The sequence below is a fragment of the Paraburkholderia sejongensis genome (assembly GCF_020880815.1).
Lineage (GTDB): Bacteria > Pseudomonadota > Gammaproteobacteria > Burkholderiales > Burkholderiaceae > Paraburkholderia > Paraburkholderia sejongensis.
Genome location: NZ_JAJITD010000017.1, coordinates 1 through 14,859, shown reverse-complemented (window position 1 = coordinate 14,859; position 14,859 = coordinate 1). Strand labels below are relative to the sequence as shown.

The following is a 14,859-nucleotide window of genomic DNA, read 5'->3' as shown; positions in this document are numbered from 1 at the left end:
GCGGTAATGCAGGCCGGCGCCGTACTCAGCGCGCTTCGACCACCGTCCAGTACGGCGTGATCGAGCGCAGGCGCAGCGGGTAGGTCCGCTGCAGCAGCGCGAGCGTCGCGTCGGTATCGGTGAGCTGATAGATGCCCGACACGCGCAGGCCGGCGACGTCGGCCGCGTAGCGCAGGATGCCGTGCCGGTAGCGCGCGAGTTCGGCGACGAGATCCGCGACCGGCATCCGGTTCGCGTAGAGCAGGCCGCGCGTCCACATCGCCTCGCGCGCGTCGAGCGGCCGCGGCGCCGCCACGCCGGTGCGGGTGAAGGTGCTCGACTGATCCTGCATCAGCAGCACACCGTCGCTCGCCGCGGGCGACAGTTGCGCGCCGCCGCGAAACGCGGCCACCCGCGTGAAACCATTTTGCTGACGCACGCTGAACTGCGTGCCGAGCGCTTCCACCACCCCTTCCGCCGTTTGCACCAGCAGCGCCGCCGGGCGCAGGCGCTCGCTTTGCGGGTTGGTCGCGTCGCGCGAGTGGTCGGCGGGGCGCACCATGATCTCGCCGCTGAGCAGATGAATCCGCCGCACGCCCGCATCGAAGCCGACGTTGACCGCGCTCGCGCTGCCGAGCGTGATCTGCGTGCCGTCGGCGAGCAGCACGTCGTGCCGTTCGCCGGTCGCGGTGTGAAAGTCGGCGCTCCACGCGTGCCACGGCAGGCGGCTCGCGAGCCATCCCGCGGGCGCCGCAAGCACGACGCCGGTCAGCATCCTCAATGCGCGGCGCCGTCCACGCGACACGGTGCCGATGCCCGCGCGTTCGCGCAGCGCGGGGCCGACGCCGGCGGGCACCGCGTCGAACTGCTGGCGCAACTGCTCGGCGAGTGCCCATGCGCGCCGGTGCGCGTCGCTCTGCTCGCGCCAGCGTTCGCAGTCGGCGTGGTCCGTGTCGCTGGCGTCGGCCGCCTCGAGCCGGGCCAGCAGTTGCGCGGCTTGCCGCAGGAGGTGCCGGTCAACGGCGGGTGGGCTGGTCATCGAGCGCGGCGAGGCAGGCTTCGAACGCCGTCGCCAGATAACGTTGGGCGGTCCGCACCGACACCGCGAGATGCGCGGCGATCTGCCGGTCGTTCAGGCCGTCGAGTTGCGACAGCAGCAGCGCCGCGCGGGCCGGCGGGGTCAGCCGCGGCAGCAGCGTATCGAGACGGCGCAGGCTCGCGAGCACGAGCGCGCGTTCCTGTTCCGACGGCGCGTGCAGTTCGGGCTGCGATGCGAGCATCGCCAGATAGCTGTGTTCGAGCGACTGGACGTCCGGCTGCGCGAGGCCCAGCCGGCGCGCGAGCGAGCCCAACAAGCCGGCCGGCTGCGGCAGCAGGGGCGGGCCGGGCGGTAGCGCGGCGTGGGTGGCGCTGGCGGTGCCGGCGGTGCTCGCGGCGGACCCCGCGTGCGGCGGGGGCGCGAAACCGGCGCGCGCCAGCGGGTCCGCGCGCTCGCCTGCGCCCAGAAGCCTGCGCAGCCCGCCGCCCAAGCAACCTTTCAGGCAGGCGCTTAGGCAGGCGCTCATGAAGCCCGAGCGCTCGGTGTACAGCGACTGCAATGAGCCGGCAGGAGTCGTGGTCATGATTGACTGGAGTTTCCGATTTTGAGACAAGAGAATTTTGTTAAATGTGCCCGAGCCGGGCTGGATTTAACAATGCCATTTAACAATCTTTGTCGGTTATTCCACTTTGCGGGATTTAAAAATGCGCAGGTGGTTTAGGTTTTGATTTATGCATTGGAACTTCCCCAAACGGCAATCCGTTGTTTTGCCAATTTACGTCGCTGTCGGCAGGGGCGCGTTTAACATTGTGTCGCGTGGCGACTAGCGCTTTTCCGCCAACGCGCGCGTTGTCATCAAAGCGTAACCGTATTGCGCTATGGGTCGCTGGTTTATTTCTTATAACATCTGATCTGGATCAGTGTTAATTGCACTACGGGAAAAATCAGATCGATGTTTGTAATTGCCTGCGTTGTACTTATCCAGCGTATGCATAAAAACCTGATTGATCGTTCGCCGGTCCGGGCCACAGGCGGTGATCCTCACGACTGGCGGGGCTGCCCGGATTCGGCGTCGGCGGAAAAAGGACAGTTGCATCAACGGTTTGCGGAGTTTCCCGGAAAGTTATGCACAGATTTGCCAACAAAATCTGTGGGTAACTTCGGGGCGGCCGCGCGCGTCGATCGCGAAGCTGCCGGCGCTCGTCGTCACTGCCGGCAGCCCGGCGCGAGCATCAGGAAAAACCCATAGTTCAGCGAAGTCTGGCTCAACGTCTGCGCGTAGACGGTTCTGACGTTGCCGGTGGTCGGCACGGTCGGCGGGTTCGCGGCGATCAGTCCATAGAAGTTCACGGTCGCCGACGCGCGCGTGCCGTTCAGCGGTTTGTCGAGCGTCAGCGAAATCGGCGTGGTGCCGAGTGCGGTCGAACCCCACGCGAGCGAATGCGCGGCGTCCCGATACAGGTCGTACCGCACCTGGCCGATGCCGCTCGCCAGATAGCGCGGCCGCGTGCCACCAAGGTTCAGGCACACCTGCACGCTCGGCGTCAGCGTGAGCATGGGCCACGTGCACTGCACGGTGACGCTGCCGGTGGCCGCGACCGCGTTCAGCGCGATCGGACTGACATTGCCGAAGCTGAGCGCCGACGGGCTCGCGCTACAAGTGTGCGCGCCGGCACCGCGCGGCGCGCCGCCGAGCAGCAGGCCCAGGGCGAGCAGAAGCAGGGCTTGTTTCATTGCAGCGCGCCAGTCGGATTGAGGGCAGCCGGCATAGCGCGTTTTTTCTTCCCATTGCGCGGGCGCGAAATTCATTCTTAAACGCTAATTGAATAGTGCGTCAATAACTCGCTGGGAACGAACTATTCATACCAATCGTCGACGGTGGGATTGTTGTGCAGTATTTCGAAAGATTCAAGGTTCGTACGGGTTTCCGTAGAGCGGGCCGTAATTGTAGCGGGTGGTGCTATATGCGGTTCCGCATAAAATCAGGTGATTTTTTTATATAAAGATTTATTTTTTATGTTTGAGTAATGGTGGCGCATATTTTTATGCCATCGCCGTTTCTCGAAATGGGATGCGCAATGCCGCGCGAACAAGCGGCAATAAATTGCGAGAACCGGCCGGATAAAACGGTGAAGCGGCGGCGCGCCGGCGCTCACTCTTCGAGCGCCCAGCCGCGCTTGCGGCGCAGCAGCGCCGCGCCGAGCGAGACCGCCGCGCCGATCGCGCCCATCGTCAGCGACAGCGCGACGATCAACGGGCCGGTCTGCGTGCGCGCGGAGAACACGCCGACCAGCAGGCCGGCGAGCGGTTGCGTGAGGTTGTTCAGCAGGATCGCGACGCCGATCGTCTTGCCGTAGTCCTCGGGCGGAATGATCCGTAGTCGCGCGCTGCGGATGTAGACGTTGAACATCTTGTCGAAGCCGACGATCAGCAGGAAGCCGAGCGCATAACCCCACGGCGTCGTGCTCGCGCCGGCGATCACGCCGCCCGCGCAGATCGTCACGAACGCGACGAGGCCGAGCACGCGCGCGGGCCAGCCGGCGCGCGCGACCGTCAGCAGCACCAGCACCGTCGCGAGCGCCCCGGCCGTTTGCAGTCCCGCGTAGTAGCGGTTCGACTGCGCATGAAAACCGGTGACCATCGCCGCGGAAGTCGCGAGCGTGACGCCGATCACGAGGTTTTCCGCCGCCGCGAGCAGGATCACTTTCTTCAGGCCGGGCAGCGTCCATACGTGGTGCAGCGCGATGCGCAGCGGCCGGGTCCAGTGCGCGGCGGGGACGGGGCTGCGCGGCGCCATGCGAAAGCCGCTCAGCCGCTGCCAGACGAACAGCGCGGTATCGGCGGCGAGAAACAGCACGCCGCTCGCGGCGACCACCGCTTGCCAGGGCCATACGCCGAGCAGCAGCGCGGCGAGCATCGGCCCGAGCACGAAGCCCAACTGATCGGCCAGCTGCGAATAGGCGAGTACGCGCTGAATCTGCTGGGTGCTGAAGATCTGCGGCAGCATCACTTCGCGCGCGACCAGCCCCTGGCTCGTCGCGACCCCGCATGCGGCCGACAACGCAATCAACCAGCCGATGCCGCCGAACAGCGCATAGCCGGCGATCCCGCCGAAGCACGCGAGCGCGCGCACCGCCTGACTCACGCGCATCAGCCGCAGCGGCGGGAAGCGGTCGCACAGCGCACCGAACAGCGGGAACACCAGATAGCGCGGCAGCGTTTCGATGAAGAACGCAAGGCCCGACCACGACACCTGGCGGGTGGTCTGAAACACGACGAGGGGGACGAGAAACAGCAGGATCTGGTCGGCGAGACGGGCGATGAACAGCGAGCAGAAGAAGGCCTGATGGTTTGCGCGCACGGGGATCGTCTCGCCGGATGGGGTCGACAGCGATCCTAACAAAGTTCGCGCGGGCGCGTCGTCGTCATGCGGCGGCGCGCCCGCGGCCCGGGCGGCTTCGTTGCTAGTCGCCGCGCCAGGCTTTTTCCAGTTCGCCGATATCGAGCTTGATCATCTTCATCATCGCGGCCATCACGCGGTTCGCCTTGTCGTGATCGGGGTCGCGCAGCATGTCGAGCAGCACGTCCGGGACGATCTGCCACGACACCCCATAGCGGTCCGTCAGCCAGCCGCACGCCATCGTCTTGCCGCCGCTGTCGAGAAGCGCCGACCAGTAGCGATCGACTTCCGCCTGCGAGCTGCAATGCACCATCAGCGAGATCGCCGGCGTGAACTGGTATTGCGGCCCACCGTTCAGCGCCATGAACTCCTGGCCCTCGATCTCGAACGTCACGGCGAGCACGTCGCCTGTGCGGCCGGGACTGGCTTCCGTATAGTGCAGCGTCGCGGCGATGCGCGACCCGGAAAACACCGACAGGTAGAAGCGCGCGGCTTCTTCCGCCTGGCCGTCGAACCACAGGCACGGCGCGATTTTCTGCATGAGCTGGCTCCTTCCGGACTGCTGAGGGTTGGCGGGAAGCGGGTCGAATCGGCTCGCGGCTCGCGGCTCGCGGGTCGAATCGGCCCGGCCGCTTATTTCTGCTCCTCCGATGGGCACTGCATCGTGGCCATCGCCTGCTGGATTTCCTCGGCGCTCAGATCGCGCTTGTGCGTCGCGATCGACCAGCTGTGACCGAACGGGTCCTTCACCTGACCGTAGCGGTCGCCCCAGAACATGTCGGTGACCGGCATCGACGGAGTGGCGCCCGCGTCGACCGCCTGTTTGAAGCTGGCGTCGACGTCCGGCACGTACAGGTGAATCGTGACCGGCGTGCCCTTCAGCGTGAGCGGGCCGAACGCCTGATGCTCGGGCCATTCGTCGGTCAGCATCAGCATCGAGTCGCCGATCTTCAGCGTCGCGTGCATCACCTTGCCGTCCGGGCCCGGCAGACGGATCTGTTCGACGGCGTTGAAGGCCTTGATGTAGAACGCGATCGCGTCGGCGGCGTTCTTGCAGATCAGGTATGGCGTGAGCGAATGCATCCCGTCGGGGATGGGTTTGACTGCGTCGCTGGACATGACGGTGGCTCCTTGAAGTAACGATTCCTCAGTGGAAAGACCGGCTGCTTGAGCTGGGTCTTCAACATTACGACGAGTCGGCGGCCACCGGATCGACACAGCGGGGAAAATTTTTTGCGCTTATCTTTTTGCGCTTATCCCGCCGGGTTGTCCTCGTCGGCCGGCGGCGCGGTGGACGGCGTCGCGCTGCCAGGCGGCGCGCCCAGAATGCTGATCTGGAACGTGCGCGTCGCGGCGAGCGATTGCAGCGTCGCGTCCTCGGGGATGTGCTCGTAGAGCGGCAGGATCACCGAGCCGCCGATCACCGCGCGCCGGCTGTTGTCGGCGGGCCGCAAGCCCCACACGTCCTGATAGACGACCGGCACCGCGTGGCCGTCGCGGGTCGTGTTGCCGAGATACAGCATCACGTGGCCGCCGATGTAGATCAGCGTGCGCAGCGGCACCCCATGCCGCGCCAGATAGTCGAGCCGCTCGGCGGGCGTCGAATCCGACAGGTCGGTCATCTGGCCGGCGCTCATCTGTGTCGACGAATGACGCGGCAGCCACACGCCGAATGCCGCGAAGATGCTCTGCAGTTCCGACGAACAGTCGTTGTAGAGGCCGCTGTTGCCCCAGCCGTACGGCCGGCCGATCAGCGCCCTGAGCAGCATGGCCAGATGGCGGGGCGTCGCGGCGAGCGGCATCGGCGCGATCTGGGCGGGGTCGAGCGACGCGGTGCGGATCAGCGCGCGGCCGTCCACGTCGCGAGCGGGGACGAGCAGTTGGAGGGTTGCTGTTGCGTCGTTGTGGGTTGCCGCTGCCGTTGCTGCCGCTGCCGGAACCAACGGCAGCATCGTTCCCGCCGGCGCGTCGAAGCGGAACACGCCGTGGCTGTCGCGCACCGCCGCCGACGCGACGATCACCGCGCCGAGTTTCTGCCCGGCCGCCGCGCGCCATTGATCGATGAAGCGCTCGTCCGCGAAACCGACCCCGTCGCTGCGCACCCAGCCCTGCACGTCGGGCGTCTGCACGTAATGCCACGCGCCGTCGACGCTGCTGCCCAGCACATACAGCGGCGTGCCCGGCCGCACCGCCGAAATCTGCAGGTTGTCGAACGGATAGCCTTCGCCCGCCAGCCGATGGTCGTAGAACGACGGATCGGTGGTCGGCAGCTCGCGCACCATCAGATTGCCGGTCGCGATTGCGCGGCGCTCGGGCTGATAAAACGGCGCCTGAGTGAATTGCGCGACGTTCATGTTGCGTGCGATCGCGTCGATCCACGCCTTGTCGTGCGGCCGGAAGTTCTCGCCGTAGCCGAGCGCGCGACCCTGTTTGCCGGTGTTGTCGAACTTGTCGATGCGGCGCTGCTGCAGCGCGGCAATGTCCGCGCCCTGCGCGCGAAAAACGCGCGTGCTCACATACGCGGCATTCCATGGCGACGGCGCGTTCGGACCGGTGCCGAAGTAACGGGCGAACAGCGCGTCGAAGTGCGCGCGCTGCTCGGCGGCGCTGACAAACGGCTGGTCGTAGCCGGGGCTGTCCGGGTCGAGCCAGTGATCGACGTTCTGGTCGTAGTTCGCGAGCGGGAACAGCGAGATGGTCTCGACGGCCGCGCGGGTGTCGCGCGGCGGTGCCGGGGTGCTGCACGCGGCCAGCGCGGTGACGCTCGCGGCGAGCGCGACGGCGCGGTACACGCTGCGTATCGCAGATCGCGCGGATCGCGCGGATCGCGCGGCGGACAAGGAGGCTGGCCACGACGACGCGCGGCGGGAGGCAACGGCTACGGGCATAAAAGGTTCGGTCCGAAGTTCAAGGGGACGATGATACGGTGTCGGCGCATCGAGGTTCCGCTACACTCGCGTCATTCTCTTTAACCTCGCGTCCGGCCGCGTTGCGGCACAACGCTTACGCGAGCGCGTCGAACCGGCGAGGAGGTCCACATGAAAACCAGCGCCCGCAATCAGTTCAGCGGACAAGTTACCGCCGTCACCCACGGCGCGGTCAACGACGAAGTCACGCTGCGCACCCAGGACGGTCTCGACATCGTTGCGATCGTCACGCACGGCAGCGCGCAGTCGCTCGGCCTTGCGGTCGGCAAGGCGGCGTTTGCTCTGGTGAAGGCGTCGTCGGTGATCGTGATGGTCGACGTTGCGAAGCAGCAGGTGTCGGCCCGCAACTGCATCGAAGGCAGCGTTGCCGCGGTCACGAAGGGCGCGGTCAATGCCGAAGTGACGATCAGCGCGGGCGCCGCGCAGATCGCGGCGATCGTCACCAACGACAGCGTCGAGCGCCTCGGCCTCGCGAGCGGCAAACCCGCTACGGCGATTTTCAAGGCATCGAGCGTGATCATCGGCGTCGATCAGTAACGCGCGGTTTTTCGCGGCGCGCAGATCGCACATTTGGCGGGCGTCCGGCCGGCGTAGCCCCGCGGTTCGCGCTGACCGGTGTGGCCTCGCTTGCATTACACTGCACGCCTTGCGGTTTTCCAATCCGCCCGTCTTTCCGCTCTCATCACGGACGCCGTCATGTTCGAAGTTTCCTCCACCTCGCATCTGCCCAAAGCCGCCCAATACGAAGAACTGGTCGCGCAGGCGCGCGCGCTGCTCGCCGGCGAAACCGACTGGATCGCCAACGCGGCGAATTTTTCCGCCTTCGTGTTTCATTCGTTGAGCGATCTGAACTGGGCCGGCTTCTACTTTCACGACGGCCGCGAACTGGTGGTCGGCCCGTTCCAGGGCAAGCCCGCCTGCGTGCGCATCCCGCTCGGCAAGGGCGTGTGCGGTACGGCCGCGCAAACCCGTCAGATCCAGGTCGTGCGCGACGTGCACGAGTTTCCCGGCCACATCGCGTGCGATAGCGCGTCGCAATCGGAAATCGTCGTGCCGCTGGTCGCGGCCGACGGCACGCTGATCGGTGTGTGGGACGTCGATAGTCCGGTTGTTGCGCGCTTCGACGCGGACGACGCGAAGGGCATGGAAGCGTTGTGCACGGTGTTCATCGAAGCGGCGCTGCCGCGCGGCGTGTAGTTTTTCGCCGGTTGATCAAACAGGACCATAAGGCCGGCGCGATGCAAGACTCCTCCCTCGTCGACGCGCGCCCGCGCGATGCCGTTCTGGCAGCCGCGCCTTACGGCATGTTCATCTGTACCGCGGACGGCATCTTCGAGACCGTCAACGCGGCTTTCGAAAAGCTGACCGGTTTCGCCGCGCAGGAACTGATCGGCCGGCGCTCGTTCGAGTCGCTGCACGATCCTTCCGAACTGATCAAACGGCGCGCGGAATTGCCGTCGCTCGCGGCGCTCGAATCGCGCTACGAAGGCGAATGGACCTATCTGCGCCGCAACGGTTCGACGGTGCGCGTCGCGTTCGCGCTGGCGCCGCTCGCGAGCGAAAGCGAAGGCTCGGATGCGGCGGCATTGCCGGCGCTTCGCTATGTCGGCATCGCGATCGACATGACGCGCTATGCGCAATCCGAAGCGCGCCTGTGGTACGTCGCGCATCACGATGGCGTCACGCGGCTGCCGAATCAAACGCTGTTTACCGAACGGCTCGAACTGACGATCGCGCGTTGCCGGCGCAGCGGCGGCGGCTTCACCGTGCTGATCGCCGAACTCGATCATCTGCGCAAGCTGCGCGACGCGCTGGGGCTGCCCGCGGCCGAACTGATCCTGCAGATCGTCGGCGAACGCCTGCGCGGCATGTTCCCGCACGACGGCACGATCGCATCGATCGGCGGCACGCAGTTCGCTCTGCTCGTCAACGAGACCGGCCCGGCGGCCGATGCGTTCGCCGCCGAAGCGCTCGGCCGCCTCGCCGAGGCCATCGACTATGCGGGCACCACGCTGAACATCACCGCGAGCATCGGCACCGCCGCGTATCCGGCCGATGGCGCCGATGCGCCGACTTTGATGCGTCGCGCGGGCGTCGCGTTGTCGGCCGCCTCGACGGTGAGCGGCAATGCGGTGCGGCGGTTTTCGACCGCGCTCGAAGGGCAGGCCGCGCGCCGCTTCGAACTCGAGACGATGCTGCGCGAAGCGCTCGAGCGGGAGCAACTGCATCTCGTCTATCAACCGCAGATCACGCTCGCGACCGGCCGCATCGCGCAGGTCGAGACGCTGCTGCGCTGGAACCACCCGCAACGCGGGATGATCAGTCCCAGCGAGTTCGTGCCGGTCGCGGAAGAGGCGGGGTTGATCGAACGGATCGGCGAGTGGGTGATCCGTACCGCGTGCCGGGAAGCGGGCAAACTGCTGCGCCAGACCGGCACGTTGCCGCGCATCGCGGTGAACGTATCGCCGCAGCAGTTCCAGCGGCAGGACCTGTTCGACACGATTCGCGATGCGCTCGATGCGGCCGCGCTCGATCCTTCGTACCTCGAAGTGGAAATCACCGAAGGGGTGCTGCTCCGCGACGTCGAGCAGGCGTCGCAGACGTTGCACGCGCTGCGCGAGCTCGGCGTCGAAGCGGCGGTCGACGATTTCGGCACCGGCTATTCGAGCCTCGCGTACCTAACGCGCTTTCCGCTCAATCGACTGAAGATCGATCGCTCGTTCGTGCAACGCATGAGTACCGATGCGCAGAGCGCGGCGCTCGTCGGCGCGATCATCGCGATGGCGCACGCGCTGAAACTGCGTGTGACGGCCGAGGGCGTCGAGACGGCCGGGCAAGCCGCGCAACTCGAAGCGCTCGGTTGCGACGAAGCGCAGGGGTTCTGGTTCTCGCGTCCGCTGACGATCGCGGCGCTGCGCAATGTGTTGCAGCCGTTGGGGACGTTTTGAGTCTGTCAATACTGTCAGTCTTTCAGGAGCGTTAGTGTTAGTGCATCGCCCCGATGCACCGCATGTTTGCCGCTCTTCTCGCTTTCCACCTCATAGTGCGGATCGGCTTTCGATCCATCGACGGTTCTGCCGTCGATCGTCTCGCGAGTAGATATGACACGCACGATCTTCCCATGCGTAACGCCTTGCGGCGTATTCCAGCTGACGCGGTCGTGAAGTTTCAGATGAGCGGGCATTGGAGAGTTCCTTCAGATGCGTGTCTGGAATGCAGCCTTCGCGGTCGTGAAAGTCGCGCCGACCTTTTTGTTGCGGAGGTTGAGGGAGTGAGTGCGGCTTTCTTTTACCGTTAAAGCAAGTCGCGTACCGCGTTGCTGAGCGCACGGGACGGGAACATATTCTGCTTCGTTTGCGTCGGGATAAATTCCGGGAGGCCGGACGATGAACGATTTTTTTGGCCGTCTATTTCATCTTCAGCCGTCGTTGCTTGTCGCGATCACGCAAAACGCTGTTCATGTCGCGATTGCGGTGCTGATCCTCGTGATCGGCTGGTGGATTTCGAATCGCGTCGGCGCGATGTTCGCGAAGGCGCTCGCGCGCACGCACGCTGATCCGACATTGGCGCCGATGCTCGCGGCGATGGGCACGTGGGCGGTGCGCGTGCTGGTGTTCATCGCGGCGCTCGGCGAAGTCGGTATCGCGACCGCGAGCGTGCTGGCCGTCCTCGGCGCGGCGGGTCTCGCGATCGGGCTGGCGCTGCAAGGGACGTTGCAGAACATCGCGGCCGGTTTGATGTTGCTGTTGCTGCGGCCGTTTCGTGTCGGCGATGTGATCGAAGGCAGCGGCGCGGCGGCTGGGATCGTGCGCGAGGTGGGCTTGTTCACGACGCGGATCGAACGGGGCGACGGCAATATCGTGTTCGTGCCGAATAGCCAGATCTGGAGTAATCCGGTGATCAATTACAGCTGCGGCGGCACGCAACGCATCGAGGTCGAAGTGGAGCTCACGCAACGCAAGGATGTCGATGCCGCGATCGGGCAATTGCAAAAGCTCGTCGCCGATGAGCCGCGGGTGTTGAGCGGGACGACCCTCGCGCCGGTGGTTAGCGTGGCCGATTATCCGCGCGATGGCGGCGCGAAGCTGCGGATCGCGGCTTGGGTAAAGGCGCCGGATGCGTCGCTGGCTGGAGGCGATTTGCAGCAGCGAGCGCAGGCGGTGCTGGAGGAGGCGGGATGTGAGGTGGCGATTTAAGGCTGTTGGTGGTTGTTTGTTTTTTTTGTTGTTTGAGAGGTTTGTGGGAAGAGCCGGCCGTAGTGGGCCGTTTTTTTTTGCGCTCTGCGTTTGCGTTCGCCGAGGCGTTCTGCGTTCGCTGAGAGGCAGTTTTGGCCTGGTCGTCAGAACTCTTAATAGGACTATTCCGATTGCTGCCGGGGTGTGTCGCGTGTTCGTATGTGCGCCTGAGACAACGCTTATTTTTTTCAAGCTGCGATGCGAAGCGGAAAGTGTTGTGTTCTGTGAGTTGGTCTCGAAGCTGAAGGGGACGCGGCGGGTACCGGAAAAGAGATTGCACACCGCATTTCGCTGTCATCGATCGATATATAAGCGGGCGGTGTGACGCATATCGACGGGGTGACGCACGGATGGCGATTGACTTCACGGTTGGGGCAGATAGGCGCTGCACGCTCTGCGCGCGACGGGAATATCACGGAAGTGCCACGAGCAGTGAGGCGCGCGATGGTCGACGGCTGGTTGCGTCGGCATCGTCGCGCGAACTTACGCGCGACACGCGGCAATTGGTGGTGCTCGCCGCGTTCATGCGCGATTTGTGTGTCGGTGCTCGCGCGAGTGGCGCTGCACCGGAGCAACTTGCTCAGGCGCTGCAGGCCGCTGTCGAGCGTGGCGATGTTATTGCGGTTGTGGCGAAGTCGCTTGCCGCAGTAAGAACCGGTGCGCCGATTGAGCAGGAGATTCGGCCGTACTACGAAACCGTCACGCCATCGCAGCTATTCCGGCGCTCGCTTTCCGTGGTGAAGTCCGTGCGGTCATGCAAGCGTCCAGCGCTGCCGCGGCTAGCCGCCGACGATGGTCTTGCTCTCTGGTTCGCTAAGCCCGGCGACGTGCTGCCCGATGGAACCATTGCTACGCCGGTAGCGGCGGGGCTTGGGGAGGCACAGGCGTTCGACTTTCGTCCAGCTGAACTGAGCAACGACGTAAAAGAACTTGCGGCCAGTACCAATGAACCAAACTATGCAGCCAAGATGCTCGGGTATGACAGGAAGGTCTTTGGCAACATGGTCCACGCCATGAAATACAGCCTTGACTTGCGAGGCGACGACAACGTTATCTGGCACGACAACGGCGACGTGGAATTCAATAAAGGCATCATCGGTAACATGCACGACTATGCGTACTGAGAACGATATGACAGATACACATCGGCTCGCCCACGTTTCGTTCACGGTGACTGGAGAAAGTCTCCGCCCTGAGTTCTGGAGCGCTTACTTTGGCGTCGTGCCAGATTTTTCGGCTGTGAAAGGGGAGCGATTCACAACGCCGTCGGGCCAGCTCAGCAGCGTGCCCGGGCGTACCGGCGTGTGGGCAGTACGGAGCGAGATTGTTATTCGTAGCGACACGCTAGAGCCGCATCTGCGCTACCTCTTGGCTCGTCTGCGCTTGCCACGATCGGATCTGCGCCAGGTGCTCGCGGACAACGGGGCCCGAATGCGCTTCTTGTGTTACTGGGACAACGAGAGCGGCGACCGTGTACCGGATGTCCCTGCCGATATTCGCGTGATGGTCGCAGCGATGGGCGGCACTGTCGAGATTGATGAATATCGCTAGTTCGTTTGGCTGAGGACGCGGGCCGCGCAGGGTGAGTTAGCGTTCTCCGAATTTTCCGAGCTTCCACGATGCGGAGCTAATCGGCGTCGAACACGCTCCCGCGGAGCGTGTGCTCGCACTTCGCTTTCGACGGGTTGGTGGTGGAATCGAAGTGCTGAGATTTTCAGAAGTGACCGGCCAGCGCTTGATCGATTTCGCCAACCAGAACGTTGTATCGAGGCTTCTTGTTTCGCCGCGATATATCTTTTCGCCGGTGGCGGTTCAGACGTGGGTTCAGTGGATCGACAGTCGGGATGACTATAAGGCAACAGCTATCAGTGAAGGGCAAAGCGAAGACTACGTCGGAGATTTTGGAGCTGGGAGACGGGTGCTATTCGTTCTTGAGCTGTCGTGCAGTGCGGAGATGGCTGTTATCTGCGGTTCTGTTGCTCTCAGGACGTGAACAACATCAACGCAACTGCGCTTCCTATTCGCACGACTAGATCGCATCCATGTGGGGCAAGAGCGTGCCGATATTGTTACTCCCCTGGTGAACCAGATGACAGCGAATACAGTGACCGAATGGAATCATTTTCATGATTGGTATCTGGACTCGATCTCCGTTGGGCCAGATGTCGAATCGTGTGCGCTGACGCTTGGACTTTACTTCGACTCAAAACGAGTGGCAGTGACATTCGAAGGGGTGACCTGCATGCACCTGGATGGATTCGGGCCACAAAATATCGTGTACAGCATCAGGCCGATTGAGCCGGGCGAAACAAACTATGACGCGACTATGGTTGCCTTAAGCAAGGCGGAGCGACTAGTCGGGCGGAAAGCGCAAAAGCTCGTGTTTATGTACGCGAGCCTTGGTGCCGAATTGGCTGTCGAATTTGATTCGCTGACAGTACGGGCTATTTCGGCACGGGACATGTTTGGAGGTCGTAGTGATTGACACGAAACGAGAGACTGCAAACCGCGTTTCCGCGCTAATCGGTCTCAATGTAAGCGCTGTGAGCCATGCCGCCGACATGCTCACATTGCAGTTCGGCCCGCAAAAGGAATCCACCACGCGGCGTGGAACGATCCTCGAAGGGGGCGCTTGGGCGCTACACATTCAGTGCAGTTGGCGTCTAGAACGGGCTGGTGAGACCGTGGCAACAGAAAGCGATTTATCTGTGCCGGACGATGCGGCTCAACATCGTGCAACTGAGCGGATAGAGGATCTTCTGATCAAACATGGTCGCACCACTGTTGAGAGCGTGCAGGTAGACGATTCCGGTGGCCTGTGTCTTTCGCTGTCGAAAACTTTTCGCATCGTCATAACACCGAGCGGAATGGAGGGGGACGAAGACTGGCGTTTCTTTGCCCCCGATTCTGACGCGCGACATTTCGTGATCGAGGGCGGGAAGGTCGATCCATGGTCACTGTCGTGACGGTCAATCGCAAGCGCGTCCGCCTCGCTGGTGAACTCGGCTGCTTCGTGCAGCGATACGCACGCAAGGCACACGCGGGGCACGGTCCCAACGACAGGCGCTACGATCGCAAGGTAGAAAAGGCGATGCGCCGGTTACGGCCGGATGCTCTTTCAGCGTTGCTCACGGACGAGCAAAGCGACGTCGATCCCGGACCTATCCGTCATTTTGTGGGCGGGGCATATCATGAAGGACCAAGGTCATGGATATGCCGATGAAGAAGAAACGCACCGTCGCTTCGCAGGCAGCGGCCCGAGGGCCGCTGCCTGCCCTG

General features: G+C 63.8%; 17 protein-coding genes. 9 read left to right on the top strand and 8 right to left on the bottom strand.

Annotation, left to right across the window (positions count from 1 at the left end; translation table 11 throughout):
- Positions 1 to 25 precede the first annotated feature (25 nt).
- From LJ656_RS27060 to LJ656_RS27030, 7 genes are all read right to left on the bottom strand, one after another.
- A complete protein-coding gene (locus LJ656_RS27060) occupies positions 26 to 1,018 on the bottom strand; it encodes a FecR domain-containing protein (protein ID WP_230512603.1) in 993 nt (330 codons plus the stop codon).
- Complete coding sequence (locus tag LJ656_RS27055) at positions 996 to 1,601, bottom strand: sigma factor-like helix-turn-helix DNA-binding protein (RefSeq protein WP_230512602.1); 606 nt, start codon at positions 1,599 to 1,601, stop codon at positions 996 to 998. Before LJ656_RS27055 ends, LJ656_RS27060 begins: the two co-directional genes overlap by 23 nt.
- A 623-nt stretch (positions 1,602 to 2,224) precedes the next feature.
- Positions 2,225 to 2,752, bottom strand: coding sequence for a spore coat protein U domain-containing protein (locus LJ656_RS27050; protein ID WP_230512601.1), 528 nt, complete (start codon positions 2,750 to 2,752; stop codon positions 2,225 to 2,227).
- Between the two features lie 418 nt (positions 2,753 to 3,170).
- Positions 3,171 to 4,379, bottom strand: a complete 1,209-nt coding sequence (locus LJ656_RS27045; protein ID WP_230512600.1) for an MFS transporter — start codon at positions 4,377 to 4,379, stop codon at positions 3,171 to 3,173.
- A gap of 103 nt (positions 4,380 to 4,482) precedes the next feature.
- Positions 4,483 to 4,959 (bottom strand): VOC family protein, encoded by a 477-nt coding sequence (locus tag LJ656_RS27040; RefSeq protein ID WP_230512599.1) that lies wholly within the window; start codon positions 4,957 to 4,959, stop codon positions 4,483 to 4,485.
- 92 nt (positions 4,960 to 5,051) lie between these two features.
- Positions 5,052 to 5,537 (bottom strand): VOC family protein, encoded by a 486-nt coding sequence (locus LJ656_RS27035; RefSeq protein WP_230512598.1) that lies wholly within the window; start codon positions 5,535 to 5,537, stop codon positions 5,052 to 5,054.
- Between the two features lie 134 nt (positions 5,538 to 5,671).
- A complete protein-coding gene (locus tag LJ656_RS27030; RefSeq protein WP_230512597.1) occupies positions 5,672 to 7,306 on the bottom strand; it encodes an SH3 domain-containing C40 family peptidase in 1,635 nt (544 codons plus the stop codon).
- 150 nt (positions 7,307 to 7,456) lie between these two features.
- Between LJ656_RS27030 and LJ656_RS27025 the strand changes: the two genes are divergently transcribed.
- The 3 genes from LJ656_RS27025 (at position 7,457) to LJ656_RS27015 (ending at position 10,293) form a co-directional block, all read left to right on the top strand.
- Positions 7,457 to 7,882: a TOBE domain-containing protein gene (locus LJ656_RS27025; protein ID WP_230512596.1), complete on the top strand. Its 426-nt coding sequence runs from the start codon at positions 7,457 to 7,459 to the stop codon at positions 7,880 to 7,882.
- Between the two features lie 159 nt (positions 7,883 to 8,041).
- Positions 8,042 to 8,542 carry a GAF domain-containing protein gene (locus tag LJ656_RS27020; RefSeq protein ID WP_230512595.1) on the top strand — a complete coding sequence of 167 codons (501 nt, stop codon included), beginning with the start codon at positions 8,042 to 8,044 and terminating at the stop codon, positions 8,540 to 8,542.
- Between the two features lie 41 nt (positions 8,543 to 8,583).
- A complete protein-coding gene (locus LJ656_RS27015; protein WP_230512594.1) occupies positions 8,584 to 10,293 on the top strand; it encodes a putative bifunctional diguanylate cyclase/phosphodiesterase in 1,710 nt (569 codons plus the stop codon).
- Positions 10,294 to 10,307: 14 nt separating this feature from the next.
- On the opposite strand, the gene LJ656_RS27010 is transcribed toward LJ656_RS27015, so the two are convergent.
- Positions 10,308 to 10,529, bottom strand: a complete 222-nt coding sequence (locus LJ656_RS27010) for a hypervirulence associated TUDOR domain-containing protein (RefSeq protein ID WP_230512593.1) — start codon at positions 10,527 to 10,529, stop codon at positions 10,308 to 10,310.
- Positions 10,530 to 10,731: 202 nt separating this feature from the next.
- Here LJ656_RS27010 and LJ656_RS27005 point away from each other — a divergent pair, with 202 nt between their 5' ends.
- The 6 genes from LJ656_RS27005 (at position 10,732) to LJ656_RS26980 (ending at position 14,546) form a co-directional block, all read left to right on the top strand.
- A complete protein-coding gene (locus tag LJ656_RS27005; protein ID WP_230512592.1) occupies positions 10,732 to 11,541 on the top strand; it encodes a mechanosensitive ion channel family protein in 810 nt (269 codons plus the stop codon).
- A 389-nt stretch (positions 11,542 to 11,930) separates the two neighbouring features.
- Complete coding sequence (locus LJ656_RS27000) at positions 11,931 to 12,704, top strand: hypothetical protein (RefSeq protein ID WP_230512591.1); 774 nt, start codon at positions 11,931 to 11,933, stop codon at positions 12,702 to 12,704.
- 7 nt (positions 12,705 to 12,711) lie between these two features.
- On the top strand, positions 12,712 to 13,131 hold the full coding sequence (locus LJ656_RS26995) for a DUF4279 domain-containing protein (protein ID WP_230512590.1): 420 nt from the start codon (positions 12,712 to 12,714) through the stop codon (positions 13,129 to 13,131).
- Positions 13,132 to 13,240: 109 nt separating this feature from the next.
- The gene (locus LJ656_RS26990; RefSeq protein ID WP_230512589.1) at positions 13,241 to 13,573 is read left to right on the top strand and encodes a hypothetical protein; all 333 of its coding nucleotides are present in this window, start codon (positions 13,241 to 13,243) and stop codon (positions 13,571 to 13,573) included.
- Positions 13,574 to 13,669: 96 nt separating this feature from the next.
- Positions 13,670 to 14,065: a hypothetical protein gene (locus LJ656_RS26985; protein ID WP_230512588.1), complete on the top strand. Its 396-nt coding sequence runs from the start codon at positions 13,670 to 13,672 to the stop codon at positions 14,063 to 14,065.
- Positions 14,058 to 14,546 carry a hypothetical protein gene (locus LJ656_RS26980; RefSeq protein ID WP_230512587.1) on the top strand — a complete coding sequence of 163 codons (489 nt, stop codon included), beginning with the start codon at positions 14,058 to 14,060 and terminating at the stop codon, positions 14,544 to 14,546. Before LJ656_RS26985 ends, LJ656_RS26980 begins: the two co-directional genes overlap by 8 nt.
- Positions 14,547 to 14,859 lie beyond the last annotated feature (313 nt).

Excerpts from the sequence above, each read along its gene's own strand:
- LJ656_RS27060 (WP_230512603.1), bottom strand. The coding sequence starts at position 1,018 with ATGACCAGCCCACCCGCCGTTGACCGGCACCTCCTGCGGCAAGCCGCG.
- LJ656_RS27055 (WP_230512602.1), bottom strand. The coding sequence starts at position 1,601 with ATGACCACGACTCCTGCCGGCTCATTGCAGTCGCTGTACACCGAGCGC.
- LJ656_RS27050 (WP_230512601.1), bottom strand. The coding sequence starts at position 2,752 with ATGAAACAAGCCCTGCTTCTGCTCGCCCTGGGCCTGCTGCTCGGCGGC.
- LJ656_RS27040 (WP_230512599.1), bottom strand. The coding sequence starts at position 4,959 with ATGCAGAAAATCGCGCCGTGCCTGTGGTTCGACGGCCAGGCGGAAGAA.
- LJ656_RS27035 (WP_230512598.1), bottom strand. The coding sequence starts at position 5,537 with ATGTCCAGCGACGCAGTCAAACCCATCCCCGACGGGATGCATTCGCTC.
- LJ656_RS27030 (WP_230512597.1), bottom strand. The coding sequence starts at position 7,306 with ATGCCCGTAGCCGTTGCCTCCCGCCGCGCGTCGTCGTGGCCAGCCTCC.
- LJ656_RS27025 (WP_230512596.1), top strand. The coding sequence starts at position 7,457 with ATGAAAACCAGCGCCCGCAATCAGTTCAGCGGACAAGTTACCGCCGTC.
- LJ656_RS27020 (WP_230512595.1), top strand. The coding sequence starts at position 8,042 with ATGTTCGAAGTTTCCTCCACCTCGCATCTGCCCAAAGCCGCCCAATAC.
- LJ656_RS27015 (WP_230512594.1), top strand. The coding sequence starts at position 8,584 with ATGCAAGACTCCTCCCTCGTCGACGCGCGCCCGCGCGATGCCGTTCTG.
- LJ656_RS27010 (WP_230512593.1), bottom strand. The coding sequence starts at position 10,529 with ATGCCCGCTCATCTGAAACTTCACGACCGCGTCAGCTGGAATACGCCG.
- LJ656_RS27005 (WP_230512592.1), top strand. The coding sequence starts at position 10,732 with ATGAACGATTTTTTTGGCCGTCTATTTCATCTTCAGCCGTCGTTGCTT.
- LJ656_RS27000 (WP_230512591.1), top strand. The coding sequence starts at position 11,931 with ATGGCGATTGACTTCACGGTTGGGGCAGATAGGCGCTGCACGCTCTGC.
- LJ656_RS26995 (WP_230512590.1), top strand. The coding sequence starts at position 12,712 with ATGACAGATACACATCGGCTCGCCCACGTTTCGTTCACGGTGACTGGA.
- LJ656_RS26985 (WP_230512588.1), top strand. The coding sequence starts at position 13,670 with ATGACAGCGAATACAGTGACCGAATGGAATCATTTTCATGATTGGTAT.